This window comes from Lysinibacillus sp. RC79, assembly GCF_041262405.1.
GTDB lineage: Bacteria > Bacillota > Bacilli > Bacillales_A > Planococcaceae > Lysinibacillus.
The window spans coordinates 76,324-101,253 of record NZ_JBGCCD010000001.1; the positions used below are offsets into that span (position 1 = coordinate 76,324).

General features: G+C 36.7%; 27 protein-coding genes. 17 read left to right on the forward strand and 10 right to left on the reverse strand.

The annotated features are described in order from the left end of the window. Positions 1-68 precede the first annotated feature (68 nt). Positions 69-1,064, reverse strand: a complete 996-nt coding sequence (locus ABH968_RS00295; RefSeq protein WP_370041514.1) for a serine hydrolase domain-containing protein — start codon at positions 1,062-1,064, stop codon at positions 69-71. A 13-nt stretch (positions 1,065-1,077) separates the two neighbouring features. After that, positions 1,078-1,536 (reverse strand): MarR family winged helix-turn-helix transcriptional regulator, encoded by a 459-nt coding sequence (locus ABH968_RS00300; protein WP_370041516.1) that lies wholly within the window; start codon positions 1,534-1,536, stop codon positions 1,078-1,080. A gap of 238 nt (positions 1,537-1,774) precedes the next feature. Here ABH968_RS00300 and argF point away from each other — a divergent pair, with 238 nt between their 5' ends. From argF to ABH968_RS00345, 9 genes are all read left to right on the forward strand, one after another. After that, a complete protein-coding gene (argF, locus tag ABH968_RS00305; RefSeq protein WP_370041517.1) occupies positions 1,775-2,740 on the forward strand; it encodes an ornithine carbamoyltransferase in 966 nt (321 codons plus the stop codon). A 384-nt stretch (positions 2,741-3,124) separates the two neighbouring features. Continuing rightward, positions 3,125-4,024, forward strand: a complete 900-nt coding sequence (locus ABH968_RS00310; protein WP_370041519.1) for a LysR family transcriptional regulator — start codon at positions 3,125-3,127, stop codon at positions 4,022-4,024. Positions 4,025-4,209: 185 nt separating this feature from the next. Next, positions 4,210-5,538, forward strand: coding sequence for an LLM class flavin-dependent oxidoreductase (locus tag ABH968_RS00315; protein ID WP_370041521.1), 1,329 nt, complete (start codon positions 4,210-4,212; stop codon positions 5,536-5,538). Between the two features lie 46 nt (positions 5,539-5,584). After that, positions 5,585-6,598, forward strand: a complete 1,014-nt coding sequence (locus ABH968_RS00320; protein WP_370041522.1) for an LLM class flavin-dependent oxidoreductase — start codon at positions 5,585-5,587, stop codon at positions 6,596-6,598. A 296-nt stretch (positions 6,599-6,894) separates the two neighbouring features. Then, positions 6,895-7,080 (forward strand): glutaredoxin family protein, encoded by a 186-nt coding sequence (locus ABH968_RS00325; protein WP_370042160.1) that lies wholly within the window; start codon positions 6,895-6,897, stop codon positions 7,078-7,080. A 15-nt stretch (positions 7,081-7,095) separates the two neighbouring features. Further along, the gene (locus ABH968_RS00330; RefSeq protein WP_370041523.1) at positions 7,096-7,920 is read left to right on the forward strand and encodes a transporter substrate-binding domain-containing protein; all 825 of its coding nucleotides are present in this window, start codon (positions 7,096-7,098) and stop codon (positions 7,918-7,920) included. Between the two features lie 25 nt (positions 7,921-7,945). After that, positions 7,946-8,650, forward strand: a complete 705-nt coding sequence (locus tag ABH968_RS00335; protein ID WP_370041525.1) for an amino acid ABC transporter permease — start codon at positions 7,946-7,948, stop codon at positions 8,648-8,650. Positions 8,651-8,661: 11 nt separating this feature from the next. Continuing rightward, positions 8,662-9,372 carry an amino acid ABC transporter permease gene (locus tag ABH968_RS00340; protein ID WP_370041527.1) on the forward strand — a complete coding sequence of 237 codons (711 nt, stop codon included), beginning with the start codon at positions 8,662-8,664 and terminating at the stop codon, positions 9,370-9,372. Between the two features lie 29 nt (positions 9,373-9,401). Next, positions 9,402-9,914, forward strand: a complete 513-nt coding sequence (locus tag ABH968_RS00345) for a GNAT family N-acetyltransferase (protein ID WP_370041529.1) — start codon at positions 9,402-9,404, stop codon at positions 9,912-9,914. Between the two features lie 93 nt (positions 9,915-10,007). Here the strand turns inward: ABH968_RS00345 and ABH968_RS00350 are convergent, their stop codons facing one another. Both ABH968_RS00350 and ABH968_RS00355 read right to left on the reverse strand, forming a co-directional pair. Next, positions 10,008-10,631 carry a hypothetical protein gene (locus ABH968_RS00350; protein WP_370041531.1) on the reverse strand — a complete coding sequence of 208 codons (624 nt, stop codon included), beginning with the start codon at positions 10,629-10,631 and terminating at the stop codon, positions 10,008-10,010. Continuing rightward, complete coding sequence (locus tag ABH968_RS00355; RefSeq protein WP_370041533.1) at positions 10,628-11,263, reverse strand: hypothetical protein; 636 nt, start codon at positions 11,261-11,263, stop codon at positions 10,628-10,630. Before ABH968_RS00355 ends, ABH968_RS00350 begins: the two co-directional genes overlap by 4 nt. A 219-nt stretch (positions 11,264-11,482) precedes the next feature. Here ABH968_RS00355 and ABH968_RS00360 point away from each other — a divergent pair, with 219 nt between their 5' ends. Genes ABH968_RS00360 through ABH968_RS00380 form a run of 5 tightly spaced genes read left to right on the forward strand, consistent with a single transcriptional unit; the run spans position 11,483 to position 15,636 of the window. Beyond that, entirely contained in the window at positions 11,483-12,112 is a 630-nt protein-coding gene (locus ABH968_RS00360) for a hypothetical protein (RefSeq protein WP_370041534.1), read from the forward strand. Then, positions 12,112-12,714, forward strand: coding sequence for a hypothetical protein (locus tag ABH968_RS00365; protein WP_370041536.1), 603 nt, complete (start codon positions 12,112-12,114; stop codon positions 12,712-12,714). Before ABH968_RS00360 ends, ABH968_RS00365 begins: the two co-directional genes overlap by 1 nt. After that, positions 12,711-13,853, forward strand: coding sequence for an ABC transporter substrate-binding protein (locus tag ABH968_RS00370; RefSeq protein WP_370041538.1), 1,143 nt, complete (start codon positions 12,711-12,713; stop codon positions 13,851-13,853). The genes ABH968_RS00365 and ABH968_RS00370 overlap by 4 nt, the downstream gene beginning before the upstream one ends. 14 nt (positions 13,854-13,867) lie before the next feature. After that, positions 13,868-14,803 (forward strand): FecCD family ABC transporter permease, encoded by a 936-nt coding sequence (locus ABH968_RS00375; protein ID WP_370041540.1) that lies wholly within the window; start codon positions 13,868-13,870, stop codon positions 14,801-14,803. Then, positions 14,800-15,636: an ABC transporter ATP-binding protein gene (locus tag ABH968_RS00380; protein WP_370041541.1), complete on the forward strand. Its 837-nt coding sequence runs from the start codon at positions 14,800-14,802 to the stop codon at positions 15,634-15,636. Before ABH968_RS00375 ends, ABH968_RS00380 begins: the two co-directional genes overlap by 4 nt. A 54-nt stretch (positions 15,637-15,690) precedes the next feature. On the opposite strand, the gene ABH968_RS00385 is transcribed toward ABH968_RS00380, so the two are convergent. Together ABH968_RS00385 and sspI are read right to left on the reverse strand one after the other, a co-directional pair. Beyond that, a complete protein-coding gene (locus ABH968_RS00385) occupies positions 15,691-17,070 on the reverse strand; it encodes an FAD-binding oxidoreductase (RefSeq protein WP_370041543.1) in 1,380 nt (459 codons plus the stop codon). 78 nt (positions 17,071-17,148) lie between these two features. Continuing rightward, positions 17,149-17,358 (reverse strand): small acid-soluble spore protein SspI, encoded by a 210-nt coding sequence (gene sspI / locus ABH968_RS00390; protein WP_370041545.1) that lies wholly within the window; start codon positions 17,356-17,358, stop codon positions 17,149-17,151. 236 nt (positions 17,359-17,594) lie between these two features. Between sspI and ABH968_RS00395 the strand changes: the two genes are divergently transcribed. Next, positions 17,595-18,116, forward strand: a complete 522-nt coding sequence (locus ABH968_RS00395) for a sigma-70 family RNA polymerase sigma factor (protein WP_370041546.1) — start codon at positions 17,595-17,597, stop codon at positions 18,114-18,116. A gap of 248 nt (positions 18,117-18,364) precedes the next feature. After that, the gene (locus tag ABH968_RS00400) at positions 18,365-20,476 is read left to right on the forward strand and encodes a bifunctional diguanylate cyclase/phosphodiesterase (protein WP_370042161.1); all 2,112 of its coding nucleotides are present in this window, start codon (positions 18,365-18,367) and stop codon (positions 20,474-20,476) included. Positions 20,477-20,776: 300 nt separating this feature from the next. On the opposite strand, the gene ABH968_RS00405 is transcribed toward ABH968_RS00400, so the two are convergent. The 3 genes from ABH968_RS00405 to ABH968_RS00415 form a co-directional block, all read right to left on the reverse strand. Further along, the gene (locus tag ABH968_RS00405; protein WP_370041547.1) at positions 20,777-20,968 is read right to left on the reverse strand and encodes a small, acid-soluble spore protein, H family; all 192 of its coding nucleotides are present in this window, start codon (positions 20,966-20,968) and stop codon (positions 20,777-20,779) included. Between the two features lie 12 nt (positions 20,969-20,980). Beyond that, complete coding sequence (locus tag ABH968_RS00410; RefSeq protein ID WP_370041548.1) at positions 20,981-21,154, reverse strand: hypothetical protein; 174 nt, start codon at positions 21,152-21,154, stop codon at positions 20,981-20,983. Between the two features lie 260 nt (positions 21,155-21,414). Then, on the reverse strand, positions 21,415-22,830 hold the full coding sequence (locus tag ABH968_RS00415) for a LysM peptidoglycan-binding domain-containing protein (protein ID WP_370041549.1): 1,416 nt from the start codon (positions 22,828-22,830) through the stop codon (positions 21,415-21,417). 168 nt (positions 22,831-22,998) lie between these two features. On the opposite strand from ABH968_RS00415, the gene ABH968_RS00420 reads away from it, so the two are divergent. Further along, positions 22,999-24,348 carry an FAD-binding oxidoreductase gene (locus ABH968_RS00420; RefSeq protein ID WP_370042163.1) on the forward strand — a complete coding sequence of 450 codons (1,350 nt, stop codon included), beginning with the start codon at positions 22,999-23,001 and terminating at the stop codon, positions 24,346-24,348. An 87-nt stretch (positions 24,349-24,435) separates the two neighbouring features. On the opposite strand, the gene ABH968_RS00425 is transcribed toward ABH968_RS00420, so the two are convergent. After that, the gene (locus ABH968_RS00425) at positions 24,436-24,831 is read right to left on the reverse strand and encodes a (deoxy)nucleoside triphosphate pyrophosphohydrolase (RefSeq protein ID WP_370041551.1); all 396 of its coding nucleotides are present in this window, start codon (positions 24,829-24,831) and stop codon (positions 24,436-24,438) included. Between the last annotated feature and the right edge of the window lie 99 nt (positions 24,832-24,930).

The window sequence follows — 24,930 nt, forward strand, 5'->3', positions numbered from 1 at the left end:
AAAAAATACTTTAAAAATGAGGGTATCTTAAAATTAGAGATACCCCGTTTTGTATTCATATAAAGTATCTATTTATTTTGTAAAAGCTGTAATATATCTTTACCAATTTGACCAGGGTTTGACGCCAATATAGGAGAGCGATAATTTGATAAAACAACGACACCTGTTTGTTGCGTTTTATTAAACCCTAGATAACTAGAAAAAGCTTTCGTCGAACCGTTATGCCAAATGATATTGTCCTCAAGAAGCCATCCTAGACCAATACCCATATGTTCCGAAAAAGTTTCAGTAGCTTGATGTGATAATGTATAACCTAAATTTTCATCACTTAAATGTACTTTCATAAATTTTAAAAGATCATTGACAGTTGAACGGACTGCCCCTGCTGCCATAAAGTCATTCATTTCGAGCGGAGGCTTTTTATGTCCAAGAATCGTGTATCCTTGCAATACTGCCTCAGCTTGATCAGAAGGGATAGAGATAAATGTATTTGGCATATCTAAAGGATCTGTTAATCTTTGTTTGATAGCTGTTTCATAATCAGTATGAAGCGTATCGGCTAAAATATATCCTAAAAGTCCCATTCCTACATTAGAATATCTAAATTTAACTTTTGGCTCGTCTGTGTGCGTTTTAAAATAATGTATAGTCTCGTCCAGTGAATATTGACAAAAAGGATCGCGGGGTGTTTGTGCGTCAAAAAGATTGGAAATGTTCTTCAGCACACCTAATCCCGGTAGTCCAGAAGTATGATTTGCTAAACGTTTGAGTGTAACAGGGTGATTATCGGGAATTTCAGAAAAGTATTTGCCAATAGAATCTTCTACATGTACTTTTCCCTCCTGAATCATTTCCCCTAATATGGATGTAGTAAAAACTTTAGAAATCGAACCAACTTCATATATATAAGGCTTTTCTTCCAGCATAAAATTCGAGCCACCGAAAGTAAAAGTAGCTTCTTGGTCTTGAGAAATGATACCGATGGATAAAGCAACATTTGGACGGGTTTTTATATAGGGATAAGCAATTTTAAATATGTCCTTTTTTAAATCATGTAAATCCACAATAATACCTCCATTAAGAACGCTTATTTTTTTCCTGCTCCTCTGAAATAATAAAATGTAATTTCGAAAGTAAATCCTTTAATTGTAACAAGTCCTCTCTATTGAGCTTTGTATAATATTTATAAATAATAGCAAGCTCAATTTCCTCCTGTTTTTGAAAATAAAGATGTCCTCGTTCATCTAGCTCTATAATAACCTCTCTACGATCCTTTTTACTCATGGTTCTTTTTATATAACCTTCTTGCTCCAGCCTATTTACTAGTTGGCTAACAGCACTTGCAGATGTACCCATTAACTTTGCTAATTCATAGGTTTGAAGGGGACCCTTTGTTTGAAGTAGACTTAAAAATACTGCTTGTTTTGTAGTTAATGTTTCATCCAGCAATGAGGAAAATTCTTCGGTTAACTTTAAATTGGTTTCATAATCAACTCGATTAATCTCCTTAATAAGATGTACCAATTCCTTATCCATTCGTTTTACCACCTAAATAATTAATATGTATTAATTATAAATATGTATTAACAATAATGCAATTTTCTTAAATATGCGATTGTAGTTGAAATATGCATAAATATTCGATTGTTCGCATTTTTGACACATCGGAAGATAAAATTCTAATTTTTTAAAATAAACATAAAAATTCAGTTGATTTTATATTTATGCATTTGTTATACTAATCCCAACAGCAACTAAACAAGGAGCGAAGGCTATGAAATTACTCGAGGAAGTACAGTTGAAGTTAGTGTCTAGCTTAAAAGGTAAGGACCTATTAACCTTGCTAGACTATACAAGTGAAGAGGTTCAGCAGTTAGTTGAATTAGCGACACAGCTGAAAATGATTACTAAAGAAGGGAAATGTCCGAAGCTGCTAGAAGGTAAGACACTCGGTATGATTTTTGAAAAACATTCAACTCGTACTCGTATTTCATTTGAAGTAGGTATGAACCAATTGGGCGGCAAAGGTATGTTTATGCATGCACGTGATTTACAGATTGGTCGCGGAGAATCGATTTATGATACAGCACATGTGTTATCAGGTTATTTAGATGGGATTATGATTCGCGCAAATTCTCATGCAATGGTGAAGGAGCTTGCAGAGCATGCATCTATACCGGTTATCAATGGCTTAACGGATATTTATCATCCATGCCAAGCTTTAGCGGATTTAGAAACGATCGCTGAAAATAAAGGTCATCTAAAAGGACTAAAAATTGCATATGTTGGAGATGGCAACAACGTGGCGCACTCATTAGTAGTCGCTTCTGCTCATGTAGGAATGAACGTGGCAGTAGCAACACCAGTTGGCTATGAATGTGATGCAGATGTTATCGCAAAAGCACAGGCTATCGCAGAAGCAAATGGTAGTACTATTATAATTACAAACGATCCTATAGATGCAGTTATAAACGCGGATGTAGTATACGCTGATGTATGGACGTCGATGGGGCAAGAAGAGGAAACTGCAAAACGTCTAGAAGATTTTGCAGGTTATCAAATTAATGATGAACTTGTCGCATACGCAAAACCGAATTATATGTTCTTGCACTGTTTACCAGCTCATCGTGAAGAAGAAGTAGCGTCATCTGTTATTGATGGCCCAAATTCCTACATCTTTGAGCAAGCAGAAAATAGACTCCATGCCCAAAAAGCAGTGCTAGCATCAATTCTAGCTTAATGCAATGAAGTGAACTTTTCGAGCAAGCTAAGCGCTCGAAAACTGACGCCAAGTATTATACTTCTCAGTTAGAGAAATACTATATAGATAGAGTTCATATTGACAACAGGGGGTGTCAATGTGAATGGCATAACAGTGGTTGCAGACAGAGGGATGTAAGCCACGCGTGATGTATGTTATCAAGATGGATGACCACATCGCTACATAATAAAGTAACCTGGGAGACGCTAGGTTACTTTTTTTCTTGTTGCACTGCCTTTCGTGGGTATTTACTTAATTCAGATACATAAGTAAAATATAATACCTAGTTTTCCAATCTTTTATAGAGAATTAAGACAATTATCTATATAATAGGATAAATAAGTAATTTGAGGAGGTCATCAGATGAATATTGACCATATCGAAGCATTTTTATATGTAGTGCATTATAAAAGTATTCATAAGGCCGCAAATGCATTGTTTTTATCTCAACCGACTGTAACGGCGCGTATTAAATCATTGGAACGAGAGTTAAATGTAGAGTTATTTCATCGCGATGGGCGAAGTGTAATATTATCGGATAAAGGCAAGGATTTTGTACCGTTTGCGACACAGATTGTGCAAACCTTCGAACGGGGAAAGAAACAATTAGAGGAAACGAAGGAGTCTGACGAGGTGTGCATTGGTACAAATGGAGTCACAGCACAATATTTTTTAGCTTATGCATTGCCAAAATGGAAGGAAGATTTTCCTCATTTGCGCTTTCAGATTATCACAGGTTCAACAGCAGTGATTTTAGAGAAATTGCAAAGTCATCAAATCCATCTTGGACTAATTCAATACGTACATAGAGAAGGAATTTGCAATGAGCTATTGCTAAGTAATGCTGTTAAACTTGTGATGCATCGCGAGCACCCCTTTATACAACAAAATCTAATGAAAGCAAAGGAACTGGCACAACAGAAAATGGTGTTTTTTGAATGTGGGGCTTTTGATTGGAATTATGTGCATAAAATGTTTGAGGTAGAGGGCGTATCAGCAAATATTGAAGTGCGAACAGATCATTTAGAAGTAGCGAAAGAATTTATTCGTACGAAAGAGTATATGAGCTTCTTACCACACCTTTGTGTAAAAAAGGAGCTTGAAAGTGGGGAATTTGTTGAGATTGATGTTAAGCATTTACTGGATATGAATCAACATATTTTTTTAACGTATAAAAATAAAGAGACGCTGGCACCAGCCTTTTTGAAAACAATATTTGATACAGCTGTGGAATTCGAAAGTATTCAAGAAAATTCGAATTGATAAAATATTTTATAAGAAAGTAAATTTTTTTCTATTATGTAGCCTATTGCAAATTGGATAAATGAACTGTATTATCTTCCTCAATCCTATTTTATTTATAGAAACTATAAATAAAGTATTTTTTTAATCATAAAACATACTTAACCACTATGTTTAGTAAAAATAAAATTTGAGGAGGAACAAATATGGTGAGACAGGACAAAATTCGATTCGGGGCTATTATTCATGGTGTAGGTGGCAATATTTCAGGTTGGCGACATCCTAAGGTGGCTAGCAATCAAAGTGTAAGCTTGCCTTTTTATATTCAGCAGGCACAAAAGGCAGAGCAGGGGAAATTTGATGTTGCTTTTATTGCAGATGGTTTGTTCATCAATGAAAAATCTATTCCCCATTTTTTAAATCGTTTCGAGCCAATAACTATTCTTTCGGCGCTAGCAGTAGCAACTAAAAACATCGGGTTAGTGGGTACTGTATCAACCTCCTATAGCGAACCATTTACAGTTGCACGCCAATTTGCCTCTTTGGATCATATTAGCGGGGGGCGTGCAGGGTGGAATGTCGTAACGACACCATTAGAAAGCACTGCCTTGAACTATAATAAAACAATTGAGCAGCATCCTAGTCACGCAGAGCGCTATCAAATTGCTGAAGAATATTTAGAAGTAGCAAAGGGCTTGTGGGATTCCTGGGAAGATGATGCTTTCGTTGCAGATGTAGAAAATGATGTATTTTTCAATCCTGATAAGTTGCACACATTAAATCATCAGGGTAACTATTTTTCAGTACAAGGTCCGCTAAATATTGCACGCTCTAAGCAGGGGCAGCCCGTTATTTTCCAAGCGGGTTCTTCAGATGCAGGTATTCGATTAGCAGCAAAGGATGCAGACGCGATTTTTACGCACGGTGCGTCGTTAGAAGAGTCACAGAAATTTTATAAAAGGGTAAAGACTGAGGTCGCGGCGTTTGGACGCAATCCAGATGAAGTTAAAATTTTCCCAGGAATCTCTCCGATTATTGGAGATACGCTTGAGGAAGCGGAAGCGAAGTATCAGGAAATCGTTGAGCTTGTTTCGATAGAGCGTGCACTTGCGTATCTTGGTCGATATTTCGATCATCATGATTTTACACAATATGATGTAGATGCTCCGTTCCCAGAGCTTGGTGATATTGGAGCGAACAGTTTTAGAAGTACGACTGATTATATTAAAAAATATGCCAAGCAAGAAGGGCTAACATTGCGACAAGTTGCATTACGAGAAGCAACCCCAAAAACAGCATTCTTTGGTACAGCAGAGCAAGTTGCTGACCTCGTGCAGGAATGGTTTGAGCAAGAGGCGGCTGATGGCTTTATTATAGGCGTTACTGTACCTGGAGCATTGGAGGACTTTGTTGATAAGGTTGTGCCAATTTTACAAGCAAGAGGGCTATACCGTGAAGAATATGAGGCAGACACATTACGAGGTAACTTAGGTTTGCCATTTAAAGAAAGCCATTATGTCAAACAGTCTGTCTAAAAACCTAGTAAATATATAAGAATAAGTGTAATTAAGGAGGCAATGTATGAGCTATTCATTAGGCATATTAGATCAAAGCCCTATTATTGAGGATGCAACAAACGAGCAGACTTTACAAAAAACAGTGGCTCTAGCACAAAAAGCAGAGCAATTGGGCTACTCACGTTTTTGGGTGTCAGAGCACCATAGTACAGATACATTAGCGGGGTCATCTCCAGAGGTATTAGTATCTTACCTCCTTGCTAAAACAAAGTCTATCAATATTGGGTCGGGTGGAGTGATGCTACAGCACTACAGCCCTTACAAGGTAGCAGAAAATTTCCACGTTCTCGCATCGTTGGAGCCAGGGCGAGTTGATTTAGGCATAGGGAAAGCACCGGGTGGTTTACCCCTCTCTACGAAGGCGTTGCAATATGGCACGCTCAATAAAGGCGAAGATTTTGAGGAAAGATTAACATTTTTACAGCAATTAATTGAACAAACAGTACCAGCAGAGCACGAGTTATATGGAATACAGGCAACACCGATTCCAAAGGTAAAGCCAGCATTGTTTTTACTTGGGGCAAGTCCTCAAAGTGCCGCTCTTGCAGGCACACTAGGCATTGCGTTTGTCTTTGCGCGATTTATTAATAGTGATAACGACGTATTAGCACAAGCAGCTACAGCCTATCGCAAGCATCATCCAAACGGTCATTTTGCCGTTTCCATCGCAGCCCTTGCAGCCCCTACAAAAGAGGAGGCGAAAGAGCTTATTGGTGATCAAAAAATTACGAAGGTTCATTTAGCAAGTGGCAAAAGCCTAACATTACAATCGGTAGAGCTAGCAGAGAAATTTGGTCAGGAATCTGGAGAAACATTTACGGTAAAGCAATATGATGCAGATATTTTATATGGTACTCCGGAAGATATTAAAACGATATTAAATGACTATCATGTGCGCTATCAAATTGATGAGTTTATTTTGCATACGCCTGTATTGAAGGAATTTGAACGGGAAAGATCATTTGAGCTATTAAGTCCAATCAATTTACATTTGCAACAAAAAGAAGCGGTAAGCTAAGGAGGAAATAAACATGGCAAAAAATATAGAAGTAATTGTTTGGTCAAAGCAAGGCTGTAGTTATTGTGATGAAGTGAAAACATATTTACCTTCTTTCAGCGGGTATTCAAACACCCGCTGAAAGAAGGTAAAGCCCCCGGCGGATGTCACGGAATCGAAAAGGAGTTCTTAAAGGATGTTAGCCTAAAACCATCGCATCCATGCGATAACGGCTAACTGACCTGCATCGTGCAGGCCTAAGCACAAAGCCGATTCCGGACGCAATTATGCCGAGGCATAATTGATAACAACAAGGAATTTCTTACAAAACAGTGGATGTAACACATAATGACGCATTCCGTGACATCTTAGAAGCAAAATATGGTGTCCGTTATGTTCCGGTTGTCGAAATTGGATCAAATGGTGTCTTTAAAGCAGTAACAGAGATTGGATTGGAGCATTTAAAAGCAGCACTTGCTGTTGATATATCGTCGCATGCATAAGAAGAGAGGGATTTTATGAAAAAATTATCGTTTTATTTACTATTATTGCTAGCTTTACTTTTAACAGCTTGTACAAGTACGGAAAAGTCCGAAGGTGATACTAATGAAAATAATGCAGCACAAGGTGGAAAGGGCGTTCAAAAAATTATTGTTGGTACAGGAACCCAATTTCCAAATATCTGCTTCATTGATGACAAGGGGAATTTAACCGGTTATGATGTGGAGCTTGTTCGCGCCATTGATGAGAAGCTACCAGAATATGAGTTTGAATTTAAAACAATGGAATTTTCAAATTTATTACTAAGTTTAGAGACAAGGAAAATTGACTTTATTGCCCATCAAATGGAAGTCAATAGTGAACGAGAAGAGAAATTCCTCTTTAATAAAGAGCCTTATAATGTATTCCCATTAAAAGTAACAGTCAATGCAAAAAACGATTTTATTCAATCCATTGATGATTTGAAGGGGAAAAACGTTAGTGTTTCACCAACTAGTAACTCTGCTGTCTATATAGAGAAATACAATAAGGAACATAATTTAGGTGCTAATATTGTCTATTCGTCAGGCTCGGTTGATGTTCATAATCAACTTGCAACAGGTCGAATCGATGCAATCATTACAACACCATTTGCAGTAAAGTACTATAACGAAAGCAATAAGGCACAGGAGAAGGTAGTAGGAGATGCTTTATTAAATTCAAAAGTTTACTTCCTATTAAATAAAGACGAGGCTGTCTTACAGGAGCGACTTGATGATGCTATTCGAGAATTGAGGGCAGAAGGCGTCATTAGTAAGCTAAGTAAGAAATGGCTTGGTGACGATTATACGGTAGACTTCTAAATGAATAGGAGAGGGAGAAAGAAGTATGGCTAATGACTTTGACTTCACGCTAATCGCAAAAGTACTTCCAATATTGCTTCAGTATTTACCAGTAACACTCGAAATTTTAGTGTTCGCAACCTTTTTTGGTATGCTGCTTGGTATAGTAATCGCTATACCAAAGCTGCTACACATACCTGTTTTGAAGCAAATTATAACGATTTATATTTCGTTTATTCGAGGTACTCCGATTTTAGTGCAATTGTTTTTAGTATTTTATGGTATACCAGCGTTATTAAAGCTTGTGCATATTGATGTAACAAGAATGGATGCTATGTACTTCGTAATTATTACTTATATGTTGAGCAATGCTGCATCGTTTGCTGAGATTTTTAGAGCGGCTATTTTAACAGTTGATCGCGGACAAATGGAGGCAGCTTATTCAGTTGGATTAAATGGAATACAGTCCTTTCTACGTATTGTTCTCCCTCAGGCGATTCGTGTTGCCTTTCCAAATATGACAAATACGATGATTAGTTCATTAAAGGATACCTCTTTAGCATTTTCAATTGGTGTCATGGATATGGTGGGACGTGGAGAAACACTTATTGCTTCAACGACAAGAGCGCTGGAGATATATTTGGCGCTGTCCATCGTTTATTATGTCATTGTTATGCTGTTAGAAAAGGGTTTAAAGCGAAATGAACGATATCTTAATCGATATATGCCAAAGGAAGCTGCATCTAGCTAGGGGGATATGCTATGACGATAGATTTTGCTTTTATTTTTGAAGCTTTAATAGAAATTAGTAAAGTATTGCCGTTAACTTTGTTCATGGCAGTTACGCCTGTCTTATTGGGCATATTAATCGGCATAATAGTTGCTTTTGTGCGGATACAACAAACGAAAATTCTAGCACCATTGTTGAATTTTTACGTATCTTTTTTTAGAGGAACACCAATCATTATGCATATTATGCTTGTTTATTTTGGCATACCAATTGTGGTTGATGTCATTGCAAAAGCTTTCAAGTTAGAGTTTCAATCAAGCTCTATTCCCATTTTATTTTTTGTTATTTTGGCTTTGACGCTAAGTGCAGGAGCTTATGCCTCCGAAATAATTCGGTCCGGTATTTTAAGTGTACCTAAGGGACAGCTAGAGGCAGCTTATGCAGTCGGTTTAACATTTTCACAGGCGATGCGACGTTATATTTTACCGCAAGCATTTAGTAAATCCATTCCTAACTTCACAAATGTCTTTATAGGTTTCTTACATGCAACGTCACTAGCTTTTTTTCTTTCAGTTAAAGAGTTAACAGGAGTCGCGAATATCATTGCTTCGATTAATTTGAAATTTCTGGAGGCATTTATCGCTGTTGGGTTAATTTATTGGGGTGTTTCAGCTATCGTTGAATGGTTGGCACATCGTATTGAAAAAAGAGTAACTGCCTATAGTAAGGGTGCATTTAAATAGAGTTGATTAAATAGAAAGGGGATAGAACGATGACAGTAGCTGAAATAGTGATTGAGCATTTGAAAGAGGAAGACTATGCAAGTTATTTAGAGGTTCTAGTAGAGAGTTACGCACAATATGAAAAAGAATATGAAAACCCAGAGGACTGGGGTTCATACCTAAGTGATATTCGGGCATCTGTTGGTAATCCTAATGCAGAAACAATTTTAGTGGCAAAGCGTGGCGATGAGATTTTAGGGGGACTGCAATTATTTACAGATTCTGAAAAAGCGTATGGTTTGCCAGAGCTTAACATACAGTCTACCATTGTGCGCTTACTTGGCGTACATCCTAAAGGAAGAGGGCTAGGTGTTGCTAAAAAATTATTGCACGAAAGCTTCGCCTTTGCACGCAATCGTCAGGATCAAGCATTATATTTGCACTCAGGTGATATTATGCAGGCCGCTATTAATCTTTACTTATCGCTGGGCTTTGTAAGAGATGAATCAAAGGAATTTTATAAAGGACAGAAGCTAGTAAAAAGCTTCCGCTATGATTTATAAATAAAGCATAGTAAGTTGTTTATTAAGCGTAATTTCTCGTTTATATGCCATAGGAAAAGGATTTATTGGCCCCTTTTTCTATGGCATTTGCTTTTAAATCAGAGCTTGTGAAATTTTTCCAAAGGCTAAGTATGGGAAAAAGCCTTCAAGGAATCGCTCAGTTGCTGGCATAAAGTAAGAGCCGAAATGGAAATCAGGATCTAATGTCGTAATGATCCATGTTCCGCCGGTAGAGGCGGTATCAATATATAAAACTGCACCACCATCTTCCGTTGTTATTAAAATATCTGCATTCTCAGGAGGCCAGAAAACTCCATGTTGATGCCATGTGCAGTCAGCAAGTGTTAAATAACCGTTAAACAGAGGATGTTCTGGTTTTTGTAATACTAGACCACTTGAAGCATCTTTTTCAAGCCACCACCAAAAATTTGTTGGTCGTTCTTCCCACTGTTGTGCAGGTAGCCAATTCCATGGCTGTGGTCCAAATGCAACTACAATTCCACCTTTTTCAGCAAACGAGTGTATTTTTGACACGCTAGCGAGTAAAAGTTTGTTGTTTAATTGAGAGGGAACAATCAGTACATCTAAGTCGTCGATGTCCGTTTCTAGGAAATCATGGTGATAAATTAATTTTTTTATATATTGATTGAATTTTGGTTCATGAAATGTACGATAATGTGACTCATTACCACTATATATAACACCGATTCTTCTCATAGTTCTGTGCTCTCCTTTAATGATTGTACTTCTGCTTCAAGCCATGTTAAAAATTGTGGGCGAATAAGGTCAGTTGATTTGTTTTCATTAGCATAGCCCAGTAAATCACGTCCTGCATGGACTAAAATAGTACCTTTTGTTGTAGTACGATCTACATATGTAACGGCTTTACCGTTTGAAAAAGTAAGTAATATATCTGCATCTTCTGGTGCATGATGAAAACCACGTGCAAAAAAGCCAGCAACTCCTTTTTTAAATGTCATATCTTCAGTAGTTACATCTTGAAAAATAGCTGAATCTGCAGTTGGAAAAACCTCATAGTCTTTATAATTACGAATAAGCTGTGGCATGAATGGACCACAACCTGGTAGCCATTCACGGAATAGATGGCCACAATACACTACGATTTTCTTCTCTTCCAAAAAGGCAGCAATCTTCTCACGTTGACTGTACAAAAATTCTTGATCAATAAAATTGGGTATTAGGATAACATCCACTTTTTCTAATTTTGCGTATGCAAAATCATATTGATCAATTATTTTTGCCTCATTACCTGTATCTTTTTGCATACGACCATTCACACCGAAAGCATGTCCAGGGTCTAGTTTTAGTATCGAAATTGGGACACTCATATTGATTCCTCCAAAAATAAAAGTTAAGTAATAAATTATATTGAAAAAATATTTTATGCTCTTTGAATAATGTGCAATATTTTCTTAATATATTGGAAACAAAAGGAAGTGCATAAAACTAGTTTGACAATGATAATCATTATCACTATACTGTAGTATGTATTTAGATGCAAATGATAATCATTATCAATGAAATTAAGATAGAAAGAAGGGTTCTCTTTGAAACCAATTGCTTATGTTGGTATTGATATACAATTTTCGAGACTGACAGATGAGGATCGAAGGCGAGGATTAACGTTTTTATATTTATATGATTTACCGTATACCGATTTGCGTGCCTATGCAGGCTTAATTATTACTAATTTAGTAGAAGAGCAATTTTTATTAGATCATAAAAATGTTTTGGATCAATATTTGTCTCAGGGTGGCGTTATTTTTTCACTTACAGAGACATCATTACCTTGGTTAGCGGGAGTTCCTAACTGGAAACGTTCTCCGATTCCATTAAAGGATCGTGAAATAATTATAAAAGAGCCTATACATCCATTGTTTGTAGGTATTGATGCATATGACATTAACTACCGTAAAGGAGTTAGAGGATTTTTTTCTCGTGGTTATTTTGAAAAAACTCCATTACATGCTGAGGTACTTGTGACGGATCAAAGTGGTGCAACTATCATTTATGTGGATCGTGATTCGACCAATGGCACAATTTTTGCTGGTGCAGGGACGGATATCTATCGAGTATTTATTAATGAAGAAAATTCCTCTCGTTATTTAAGTTTGCAAATGCTTTCTTGTATCCGAGAAGAGTACGAGCGCAATCAAGTGAATGGAGTGAAGGAATAATGATTGGTATCGTAACAAATGGATTACCCTTTCAAAAGCGATTTTTTGCAGAGCAGGAATTTCATTATTTATATGATGATATTTTACATATTCGTGAATTGCATCGATATAATTTAGAAAATTATGACATTTTGATTTTATCATGTCGTCTAGATATTCCTCATTTGAAGCGTTATCAATCTCAACTTCTCACATTTATTGAATCAGGTAAGCGACTCATTATGTTTGGTGAGATTTTAGATAATTGGTTTCCTACAATCGATTGGGAGGATTCGGAAGTTAATTTTAGCTGGTGGGTGCGCGACGGTGGCGATTTACCAATGAGTGAGCAAAATATAACACATCCATTATTTAAATTTATAACGCTTGGTGATATGAAGTGGCATTATCATGGTTCATTTTTACCACCAGCTGGTGCTCAATCATTACTCGATATTCCAGGCGGTCGCTCTCTATTTTATATCGACAATGTAAGTTTTAAAGGCGAATTAGTTGTCACAACGCTTGATCCAATGTTTCATATTGGGCTTGGTTTTATCGATCAGTCGAAGCCCTTTTTACATGGAATAGCAAAATGGTTAAGAGAGGAAGAAAATAAATGAAAAAATATGGTTATTTAGCAACGTTAGCATTAACTGCAATGCTAGCAGCCTGTGGCAATCAAGATGGAGGATCAGCATCTAATCAATCTGCTGAAACTTCAAAATCGGAGGTTCAGACAACAGCGGAGGAAAAAATTGTGACGGATCAGCTTGGGCGTGAAGTAAAAGTACCAGGCACAATTGAGCGTGTCGTGACAGGGGGTATTTTACCTTATTTCTCCACATGGTATGTCGCTACAAACTCAACGAAAGAAATTGTTGGTATGCACCCAAATTCGTATAATGCCGCGAAAAATTCAATTTTAGCAAAAATCTCACCAGATGTTTTAAAAGCAGAAACATCCTTTGTACAAAACGGGGAAGTAAATGTAGAAGAATTAATGAAAATAAATCCTCAGCTCTACGTAGAAATTGCAACAGATGAGAATTCAATTAACAAAATCTCTGAAGCAGGAATTCCTGTTGTTGCTGTAAAAGCTATTGATGCAGCAGCTGCTGAGCCTCTAGCAACATTTAATAGTTGGTTGACTTTAACGAGTCAAATAACAGGAACAACTGATCGTGCTGACCACTTCTTAGATGAAGGTAAAAAAGTACAGTCCGAACTTAATGCTAAATTGAAGGATGTTGTCACACAGGACAAGCCACGAGCGATGATTTTACATATGCATAATGATAAATCAATTACTGTCGGTGGTAGAAATTTCTTTGGAAATCAATGGCTTAATGCAACTGGAGCTATAGATGTAGCTGAAAATGATGTAGACGGAAGAAAAGAAGTAAATATGGAGCAAATCTATGCTTGGAATCCAGATATCATTTATATCACCAACTTTACTGAAACGCAGCCAGAGGACTTACTTGAAAACAAGGTGAGTGGACAGGATTGGAGTCAAGTGAAGGCTGTTCAAGAGGGCAAAGTTTATAAAATTCCATTAGGTATTTATCGCTGGTTCCCACCAAGTGGCGATGCGCCATTAATGCTAAAATGGATGGCACAAAAAAATCATCCAACATTATTTGATTATAAAATAGAAGATGAGATTAAAGCGTATTACAAGGACTTCTACGAATTCGATATTTCGGATGATGAAATCCATTCTATCTTAAATCCTTCTTCAGATGCAGCAAAATATTAAGGGTGATTGTAATTATGAAGAAATGGAAAATTGCGCTTTTATGGTTGCTACCGATTTTGGTAGCAATCGTTTCTCTTGGGATTGGTCGATTTGAAGTAGGTTTAGAGCAGATCATTAAAATACTGGCTTCTAAAGTAATTACTGTCGAGCAGACATGGACGCAGATGGAAGAAACTGTAGTTCTGAATATTCGTTTGCCAAGAATTTTACTAGCTTTACTAATTGGTGGTGGTTTATCTATTGCAGGTGCGGGATTCGGGGCTTCACTTGGGATATTATTATTTGGTCAAAATATTTATGCGCAAATGTTGGCACTTATCTTTGGATTAGGAGCGATTGGTTTTACGTATTTAATTGCTGGTGCAAAAAAGAATGCCCCTATTTTTATGTTTGTGTTAGCTGGTGTTGTGACTTCCGCACTTTTTAATGCATTAATATCGTTAACAAAATTTGTGGCCGATCCGGAGGAAAAATTACCGGCAATTACTTACTGGTTAATGGGAAGTCTTAGCACGGCAACCTACAAGGATTTATTTATTGGTGGTCCGCTAATTTTAATTGGAATCATATTACTGTATTTACTACGATGGAGGTTAAATATTTTAACATTGCCTGAAGATGAAGCAAAGTCAATGGGAATTCCAGTTACACGTTTAAAATGGTTAGTCATTTTCGGAGCAACTTTAATTACAGCTGCATCCGTAGCTGTTGCTGGTATTGTTGGTTGGGTTGGTTTAATTATTCCACATGTTGCACGTATGCTTGTCGGAAATAATAATCAATTTGTATTACCGATATCTGTGGCTATTGGTAGTGTTTATCTATTAATAATTGATGATTTAGCTCGTTCATTAACAGCAACGGAAATACCTTTATCTATTTTAACAGCAATTATTGGAGCGCCTTTCTTTGCTTATTTATTACGCCGTTCAGGAGGTGGCTGGGCATGAAAATTGAAGTTATAAACGGTAATTATCATTATGAAAGAAGAAGAAAAAAATTACCTGATTTATATGCACAAGACATCAATTTCTCATTGGAGCCTGGTGAAATAATGGCTATTCTAGGTCCGAACGGAGCAGGGAAAACGACGATGTTAAAATGTATAACAGGGTTACTTGAATGGAAAAAAGGAAAGACTTTAATCGACGACAAACCACTTGCAACATTAAATCGTAAAGAACTATGGAAACGTGTTGGTTATGTACCTCAAGCACATAAAATGGTATTTGGATTTTCAGTAGAAGAGCTTGTCGTAATGGGAAGGGCTCCGTATATTAGCACGCTAGCCCAGCCATCTGTGAAGGATTTGGAAGCCGCTCATCAAGCACTGAAGACGATTGATATTTTACATCTTGCTAAAAAATCATGCAATGAAATTAGCGGTGGTGAGTTGCAGTTAGCTTTAATCGCAAGAACTCTTGTTTCTGAGCCAGAAGTTTTGATTTTAGATGAACCAGAGTCGCATTTGGATATTCAAAAACAAATAGTTATTTTACAAACTATTAAGCGTTTATCAAAGGAACGTGGTATTTCTTGCATCATCAATACCCATTATCCAAATCATGCATTTTATCTAGCAGATCGAGTCTTAATGACAGCAAAAGAAAAAGGGGTCATTTACGGTAACGTACAGGAAGTAATGACAGAAGCAAGGATGAAGGAATTTTTTAATATTGAATTGAAGAAAATTATCTTTGAAGAAGAAGATTATCTGGTCGAAACGATGATACCACGTGCTCTTGGTACGGAGCGTAACAGTCGTTATGATAATCTACAATAATAAACACGGTCTCTCCATTCATGGTGAGATCGTGTTTATATTTAAGTATCTACATTACATGCTGAAAATTTTCCCTGGATTCATAATATTATGTGGATCAAGTGCTGCCTTTATGCTCTTCATCACTAATAGAGATGTTCCGTGCTCTGTAGACTGATATTTCATTTTTCCAATACCAACACCATGTTCACCAGTACAAGTGCCACCACGCAGTAAAGCAAAGTGCACAATATGTTCATTGAAACGATTGGCTTTTGCTTGATCCTCGACATCGTTTGGATCTAACATTAGCAAAGCATGGAAGTTACCGTCTCCAACATGACCTACAATTCCGCCTGGAAGACCAACTTCCTCAAGCTGTTCACGTGCATATATTACGGATTCAGCAAGCATAGATATCGGCACACAAACATCAGTCGACATAAGCTTTTTCCCTGGATAGGCATGGATATATGCATAGGCCAATGAATGACGCGCCTCCCAGAGCTTATTCCGTGCTGCATTGTCTTGTTCAAATTCAACAGTAAGACAGCCAAAGTCCTCAAAAATTTCTCTAGCGAATTCTATATCAGCATGCATACCTGCTTCATTTCCGTGAAATTCTAAAAATAGTGTTGGTTTTTCATCATAGAATGTTTCATTATAAATATTTGCTTGTTTGATAGAGGCTTCATCGACCAGCTCAACACGGCCAATTGAAATGCCCGCTTGTAACAATGCGGTTACTGTACTGACAGCATCGCCAACTGTCGCAAAAACTGCACGTCCCGCCGTTACAAATTCGGGTATACCATAGACTTGTAAAGTTAATTCTGTAAAGCAACCTAGCGTACCCTCAGAGCCAACGAAAAGGCCATTCAAGTGATAACCAGAAGAAGATTTTGCTGCTAAGCTACCGGTATGAATGACTGAACCGTCTGCGAGTACAACCTCTAAATCTCGTACTTGATCGCGCATAACACCATAACGCACTGCTGTTGTACCGCTGGCATTAGTTGCGGCCATTCCACCAAGTGTAGCATCAGCACCAGGGTCAACTGTGAATTGAAGTCCATGTTTTTTTAATTCTTTATTCAATTGGGCACGTGTTACACCCGGTTGTACTTTCACAAGCAGGTCATCTGGTCGAATTTCTAAAATAGCATTCATTTCAGAGAAATCGATAGAAATGCCATTTGCAATGGGAATTGCATTTCCTTCCAAGCTTGAGCCAACACCAAAAGGTACGACTGGTACACGTTCCGTATGCGCAATTCTCAAGATGGCACTGACATCGCCCGTGGAACGAGGAAAGACAACGATATCTGGTAAGCTCATTGTATGATGAGATTCGTCCCTTCCATGTAGCTGTCGCACCGTTTCGTTTGTTGACACCTGTTCTTCAGTTAAAACCTTTTTTAGTTGATTTACTATTAATTCTACAGCAACAGTCATTCCAATCCCTCCTAATTTTCTGATAAGTTAAACTTTATCATGCATTTATTGGAAATGGAATGAACTGTCTATAAAAAATTAGTGAGCAAAGGCTTTTTCAAGTTTTTGAACAAATGCATCCTGCTCAGTAGAACTAGATTGCTGCCACCATTTTTCGAAAAACACACCAAGCCCTGGAAGTAAATGCTCTTCACCACGGCTAATTGCGTCTTCGACAATATCCTTAAATTCGGCCGCTGATTGACCATGTACGTTTGTCGTAATCGCATCTCTTATTTGAAAATTCATCTATTTCGCCTCCTTAATAGTAATTTGTCCAACCTTTTAAGAAATATGTATAGAATTACAGTTAAAAGGTATGATTTTTGAAATATCATATTGTTGTTATGTATAAATATTAAAAAGGACTTATAAAAACTTTCTCATCATATTGACAAAAGGGCTGTTCGACATCCTCGTAGTATAATAACTAAGATAGAGGCACCTAGGAATAATGGATTGTGCACAGTCGATAGGACAATAGGATGACAACACAGCATAATAAACAGTTATCACCTGACCAACCATTTGATGAAGTATTAGAATTAGTCCAGCCGATGATAACGTCGATTTTGTTAAGGTGCCACATTTATAAGGATTTTGAGTATTATCGTCATATAGCATCCATAGCCGTGTGGGAGGCTTGGCGTAAAGCAGATCAATCAAAAGGGCTGTTTTCTGCTTATATTTATACAACCGTTAAAGGAAAAATTTTAAAAGAGCTTTCAAAGGAAAAGAGCTTTGAAAATATGAACACACCTATGGATAATGAAACGATAAATTATATTCGAGATCATGAAATGATTGAAAGAAGTCCAGTTCTTATAGAATGTATTATGTCTCATTTAAAATTTGAAGAAAGAAAAATTTTACTACTTTTTTATGTAGAAGGTTATAGTTATTTGGAAATAGCTAAAGAACTAGGTTTATCTGTGGACGCTGTTAAAAAAAGACGCACAAGAATAATGATTAAACTTCGCGAGTTGTTATATTCTACAGACGAATAGAGCGTTAAAGCATTAAAGGTATGCTAATTTCAAAAAAAATGAATATTGGCATACTTTTTATATTTGCATACAAATTCCAATAAAAATGCTATGATTTGTAATAAGTCAAAAAAAAATACAATTTTTAATTTGATTTTTCCTTTAGATAGATCATATTGCCTATCTAATTTGATATATATTGGTACGGAGGGTTTCTGTTGGAGACAAGGTTGAATCAATTAGAGATAGAAAAGAAAGAGATTTGGTATATAGTATTGCCACTATTGCTAGTCATGCCACTATTAGGTTTAAGTAATCAGGTATTTGGATCTTTTAAGGAAGAAAGTTACATTTGTTTGAATTTGATTATACAAGTACTAATTATTGTTTTTACAATGGCAATTGCTATTCAATCTTGGCTCGTTTTTTCACACATATTATCGAATCAAACATTATACATAGGTAATTTATTTTTTATCATCGCTTTGTTTGAATTAGTGAACTTGGTTATCGCTCAAAATCCAATGGCTGAAACATTATATTTGGAAATATGGTTGGATTTAATAATGCGTTTATGCTTATCAATCGGTTTTCTCTTTATTATTTTAAAGCCAAAAAAACGCTTAACGATGAATGATCGTAATTATACATATAGCAGTTCCTTATTATTTGTACTACTGAGCCTTTTTCTAGTGTATTTCTCTTCAAAAAATTTTTTACTTGAAGAACAATTGTTACTTAAAGCAAACGCTATTGTTCATTTATTGTCTGCTGTCTTACAAGGTGTAACGATAGTGATTTTAAGTAAATATAAAAAAAGGTTGCCTAAACGAGTTATGTGGCTTATTAGCGCAGCAGTTTATTTAATTATTAGTGATATTTTCTTTGCATTCATCAAAGATTTGAAATCAATTTGGGGCTTTTCAGCATTAATTTATCAATTTTTAGCCTTCTACTTTTTCCTAAAAGCAATCTACTATACAACTGTTGAAAGACCATATCAGCAACTTTTAAAAACAAAGCGAGATCTTGAGCATTCACAGCAGGAGCTCCATTTTCAAGCTTATCATGATGATATTACTAAGCTTCCAAATGAACATTTATTATTGAAAACCTTAAAAGAGGATTTACATGATAATAGTCGTCAAAAAGCAATCATTGCAATAGAGATTGATCGCCTTGCTGGTATCCGCTCATCTATAGGTATTAGCTATTCTAATACAATGATGAAGCTCGTGGCTGCGAGAATTCAAGCCATATTACCTCCTCATTATTTTGCTACAAAGCTTCGTGAGGGGCAGTTTATTATTTATATAAATCATGTGAAGACAAGAGAAGAGTTGCTACAATTTTGCTTGAACTTGAAGAGTGCTATGGAAAAACCATTACAAGTACAACTATTTTCACTCAATGGGAATCTTAATATTGGAATTGCGATGCATGAAGAAGATTGCTCAGGTGAAGAGCTTTTAATGCATGCTCAATTAGCGATGCGGGAAGCGAGTCAAATACCTCAAAGATTTCTTTTTTATAAGCCATATATGTCAAATGGCCTTGCTGATCGTTTATTGATTGAGCAAGAACTCCATAAAGCATTAGCTAATGAAGAATTTTACTTGGATTTTCAGCCTCAAGTAAATTTAAAAACGGGTAAAATTGAATCGGTGGAAGCGCTAGTACGTTGGCGTCATCCAACTCGTGGTTTTGTTTCACCTGAATTGTTTATCCCAATTGCAGAAGAATCTGGCCTTATTATTCCATTAGGGAAATGGATTTTAGAGACGGCATGCTTTCAAGCGAATGCATGGAAAGAGCAAGGATTGCCACCAATGAAGGTTGCCGTAAATTTGTCGCTTGGACAATTATTCCAGCAAGATTTAGTGCAAATGGTGCAAGAGATTTTAAAAGGAACAAATTTAGAACCAAAATATTTACAATTAGAAATTACGGAAAGTATGACGATGAATATCGATCAAATGACACAACTACTTCATGAATTAAAGGCAATTGGAATTCAAATTGCTGTTGATGACTTTGGGACAGGGTATTCGTCGCTTTCTTATTTAAAAGATTTTCCGATCGATTGCTTAAAAATTGACCGGGCATTCGTTCGAAATATTCAGCATAATCCAAATGATGAAGCACTCGTTTCCATGATTTTATCAATGGCGAAGCATTTGAGATTAAAGGTTGTTGCTGAAGGAATTGAAGAAGTGGAGCAGCTTGCTTTTCTTATTGACGGTGACTGCGATTATATTCAGGGCTATTTATTTAGTAAGCCGATTTCTGCTGAACAGATATCCAATAACTTCACAGAGTTACACAATCGAGCAAGTGATATTTTAACAGAGTTTAAATACGAAGAGGATTACATAATTTAAAGTTGGGATTATCAGAGATGAGAAGTTGAGCGATGGATAGAAAGGCAAAAGCGACGGAAAGAAGAGTCAAAGTGACGGATAGAGCAGCCAAAATCGTGGATAGAACCATCAAAGTGGCGGATAGAAGTTAGAATGATGAAGTGTTTGATTGGAGTGGAGGCAGGTCGACTCCTTAGGGATCATTGAACGCCCCCCTCAGTAAAGCAATAATAGTTTTTCAACAACATAAAATCTGCTTACTTCATCACTGAAAGTAAGCAGATTTTTATTTGATGTTAAAATTTGAGGTAATCCCTTAGTTTAATGTACGAGGTACTCTTCTTTTAATTCTCCTATGTCCACTTCGGATCGTTCCTCTAAAGAACGACGTAAATGGACAGTTGCAGTTTTACCATCATCATGAAGTTTGTCAATCCAAATAGATACGCCATTATAGCTTACTTCATATTCTTTTGGTGAGGCGACAATTTCTTGTGCACGTGTATGATCCACTTGAAGGCCTCCTTATTTTTTGGTCTTGCCTTCTTTAGTGACTGAATTAATCATGTTCATAAACTCTTGAGAAAATTCTTCACTAGCTTTTTCACTAACTTTGTTTGGCGCTATTTTTTGGTTTTTTGGCGTTTGAGGCAATGACCCTTTGTTGGCGCTTTGACCTTGCTTATTGTCTCTTCCCATGTTTAGTTTCTCCTTTCGTTTTGATATTTCTTAATATGGCTCTGAATTGATTTTTTATCATGGGAAAAACTAGGGAAGATAAGAATTTATTGTAGAAATGTTTAGAACTTTTTGGGTTAATAGCTCATCTGTAAATGTACATATTAAGCAAAAAAGGTGTTACTTTTTAGCTTAATTGCCAAAACCGTCAAAATCAACGTTCTTTTGGCACAAGTGGCGTCGGAACGGAATTCACCCTCGTGTTAATGCTGAGACTTTATTTATAATGAAACCTTTTTGATGGAAAAATCATTATTTAATAACGCCCAGTTTTGTGGGAAAGGAAAACCTAATGCCCAATAGCTAATACCTCGAAGATTATATTCCTTCGTCATGTCAAACTTAGCTTGTGCACTTCTAGCGTCTTCAAACCATACCTCATGATTTTTACCTTGTTCATCAACATAACGGAAATACGGTGACTGTGCGGTCCTATCATATTGAATGGTTGCGCCATGTTTTATTGCTCTGTTAAGGGCTTCTTGAGAGCTGAATGTTTCTGCCTCCTGACCTTTAACATGCGGTAGAAGCCAATCGCGAGCATAAATTTGAAAGCCTAAAAATATTTTGTTAGCAGGCATAACTGATAAAGCATATTCCACAACTTTTCTCATCTCGTTAATGGGTGAAATGGCTTGTGGTGGACCAAGTCGGTATCCCCACTCATATGTCATTAAAATTACAAAGTCTGCAATTCTTCCGTGTGCTTCATAATCATGTGCCTCATATAAAGTTCCCGCCTGCGTTGCGCTTGTTTTTGGAGCAAGTGCTGTTGATACTAGGAATCCTTTTGGATGAAGACGATCAACAGCTAATTGGAGGAAAGTATTGTAATTCTCTCGATCTGCTGGAAGAACGTTTTCAAAATCAACGTTTAGAACTTTATAGCCCTTTTCCTGCATCACTTGCAAAGTATTGTTGATAACCTTCTCCCGTAATTCTGCACTAGATAAAATAACATGTGATAAGTTGGAACCAGCTTCTGTGGAAGAGAAATTCGTAAGTGTCAGCATAGGTGTAATGTTTTTGGCAATAGCTGCATCGATCATTTCTTTATCCTTTATAGACTGTAGTGTTCCATCCTCTTTCATCATATAAGCAAAGGGACTAAAATAAGTTAGTAAATGACCAATCGCGTTAATCGACTGTACAGCTTCTTTAGGCTCTTGATACGTATAAGCATTTACTTCAATGGAAAGCTTTGCTCTCGGAATAATCAAATGCGCACCAGCATAAATCATGTTTGGATCAGAAATTCCATTTTCTAAAACAATTGCTTGAACAGTAGTTCCATATTGTGTAGCAATTTGCGATAGGGTTTCTCCTGGCAGCACAATATGCGTAGTAGGTGGAATAATTATTCTAGTTCCAGGTGTTAAAACATCTGGATTTGTTAAATGATTTTCTGTGATAATCGATTGCATAGTCACCCCGTAATGTTGGGAGATCGACCATAAGGTGTCACCCCTTTTTACAATATGAGTTGTGTAAGGAGAAGGGATAACGAGTGATTGTCCGATTACTAATTGATTTGGATTAGATAAAGCGTTTAATTCGATAATGGAATTGATAGGTACTGAATAGCTGTTTGCAATTTGCCAAAGTGTTTCACCAGCGCTCACCACATGAATAATCATTAGGACACCTCCTTAGTGGTTTCAATATAGCATCATATGTATGAATAAAGAGAATGAGCATTTATCTTTCATTTTTAAGCGATAAAAATTTCAATCTTCATATTCTTTCCAAGTGATATGCATAGGATAAAACATATGCAATGCATCATTTGAGAGAGGAGCTGTATGTTGAAGAAAGTAAAGCTCACAGGGAGAATTGTTACCCCTAAAGATCCGGACTATGAGCAAGCAAGAACAAATAATAACTTAAATGATCCCAAATTTCCGAGTATCATTGTATTTTGTCAAAATACAAAAGACGTTATCAACGCATTAAGATGGGCGAGAGAAAATAATGAACCATTTCGAATCAGAAGTGGGAGACATAACTATGAAAATTATTCATTATTAAATGAAGGTATTGTTATAGATGTTAGTGATATGAATGACATAACAATGAACCGGAAAGATATGACAGCGAGAATTGAAGCAGGCGCTAATTTAGGAAAAGTGTATCGGGTATTATGGGAAAATGGTTTTACAATCCCGGCAGGAACTGAAGGTAGTGTAGGGGTTGTTGGTTTGACGCTTGGTGGCGGAATTGGCATGCTATCGCGTCCATTTGGGCTAACATGTGACAATTTACTTGAACTTGAAATGGTTGTTGCAAGTGGTCATGAAGGCGCAGAAGTAATCCAAGCTAACAAGCAGAAAAATAGTGATTTATTTTGGGCAAGTTGTGGCGGGGGCGGAGGGAATTTTGGCATCGTTACAGCTCTTACATTTAAACTACATCCTATTTCTAATGTATCGATTTTCTCCATTACATGGGGATGGGAAGATTTTGAACGAGCCTTTGACGCATGGCAAAAATGGGCACCATATACAGATGAACGCTTGACCTCACAGATTGAGCTTAAATCTAAGGAAGTGGGTGAAATTGTTGCTCAAGGTGAGTTTATAGGTACAGCATCTGAGTTAAAGAAACTACTCCGTCCTATAAGGAAAACAGGTTCGCCAACGAATATATGGATAAAGGAAGTACCGTATATTAAAGCTGTAGAATTTTTTGACTTACCGAGCGGCAACAAACCAGCCCTTCGTAAAAGATCTGGATCCTTTATTGAAAGGCTATTCCCTCATGCTGCTATTGTAAAAATGAAAGAATTTTTAACGAACGCTCCAAATAGAGATACGACCATTTGGCAGCAATCCCTTAGAGGTGCGGTTAGTCAAATTGCGTCAAGTCGAACAGCTTACTATTATAGAAATGCTTTAATTGCCCAGGAGTATAATACTTCATGGAAAAAGCCTAAAGAAGAAGAAAGAAATATTCAGTGGGTGGAGAATTTAAGAAGGGCTTTGTCACCTTACACTACTGGTGATTATGTGAATTTCCCAGATCGTTTTATAAATGATTGGCCAACTGCCTATTATGGTCGTAACCTTAGAATGCTTAGAGAAGTAAAGGGAAAATACGATCCGTTTAATGTATTTAATTTCCCTCAAAGTATTCCGCCAAATAAAAAATGGCTTTAAATTAATACAAAAAAGAAAGAGCAGGATGCAAACATTACTGCTCTTTTCTTCCGCATTAACTGCTTATAAAAGCCCGGTTGGTGAAGACTATTTTTCTGCAAGTATTTTATTGATCGCGGGAATATCAGCGGGAGCAAAATTAAGATTTAGGAGTTCATTTCGAGGGACCCATTTAATTTCAGTATGTTCTAGCAGGACCGGCTCTCCCTTTGTTATCGACGCTTTAAATGTCTCTAAGCGTACAATAAATTTTTCGTATTCATAAATGGTATCCTCAACCTTTTCCCCAACTTGTATAGAGCAATTAAATTCCTCTAATATTTCACGAGTTAAAGCTTGTTCAGGCGATTCACCCTCTTCGATTTTACCACCAGGGAATTCCCAATAATTTGCTAGCACCATATTAGGATTTCTTAACGCACAAAAAATTTCGTGCTTATCATTTTCAATAATTGCACCTACTACATGTACATTTTTTTTCATTTATTTTCACCCTTAAGTTTATTTATGAATCTTAGCCATCCCAAAAATGGGGAATGTATTGAATTTCTAAAATATTGAAAATTATAACATGTATTTCTG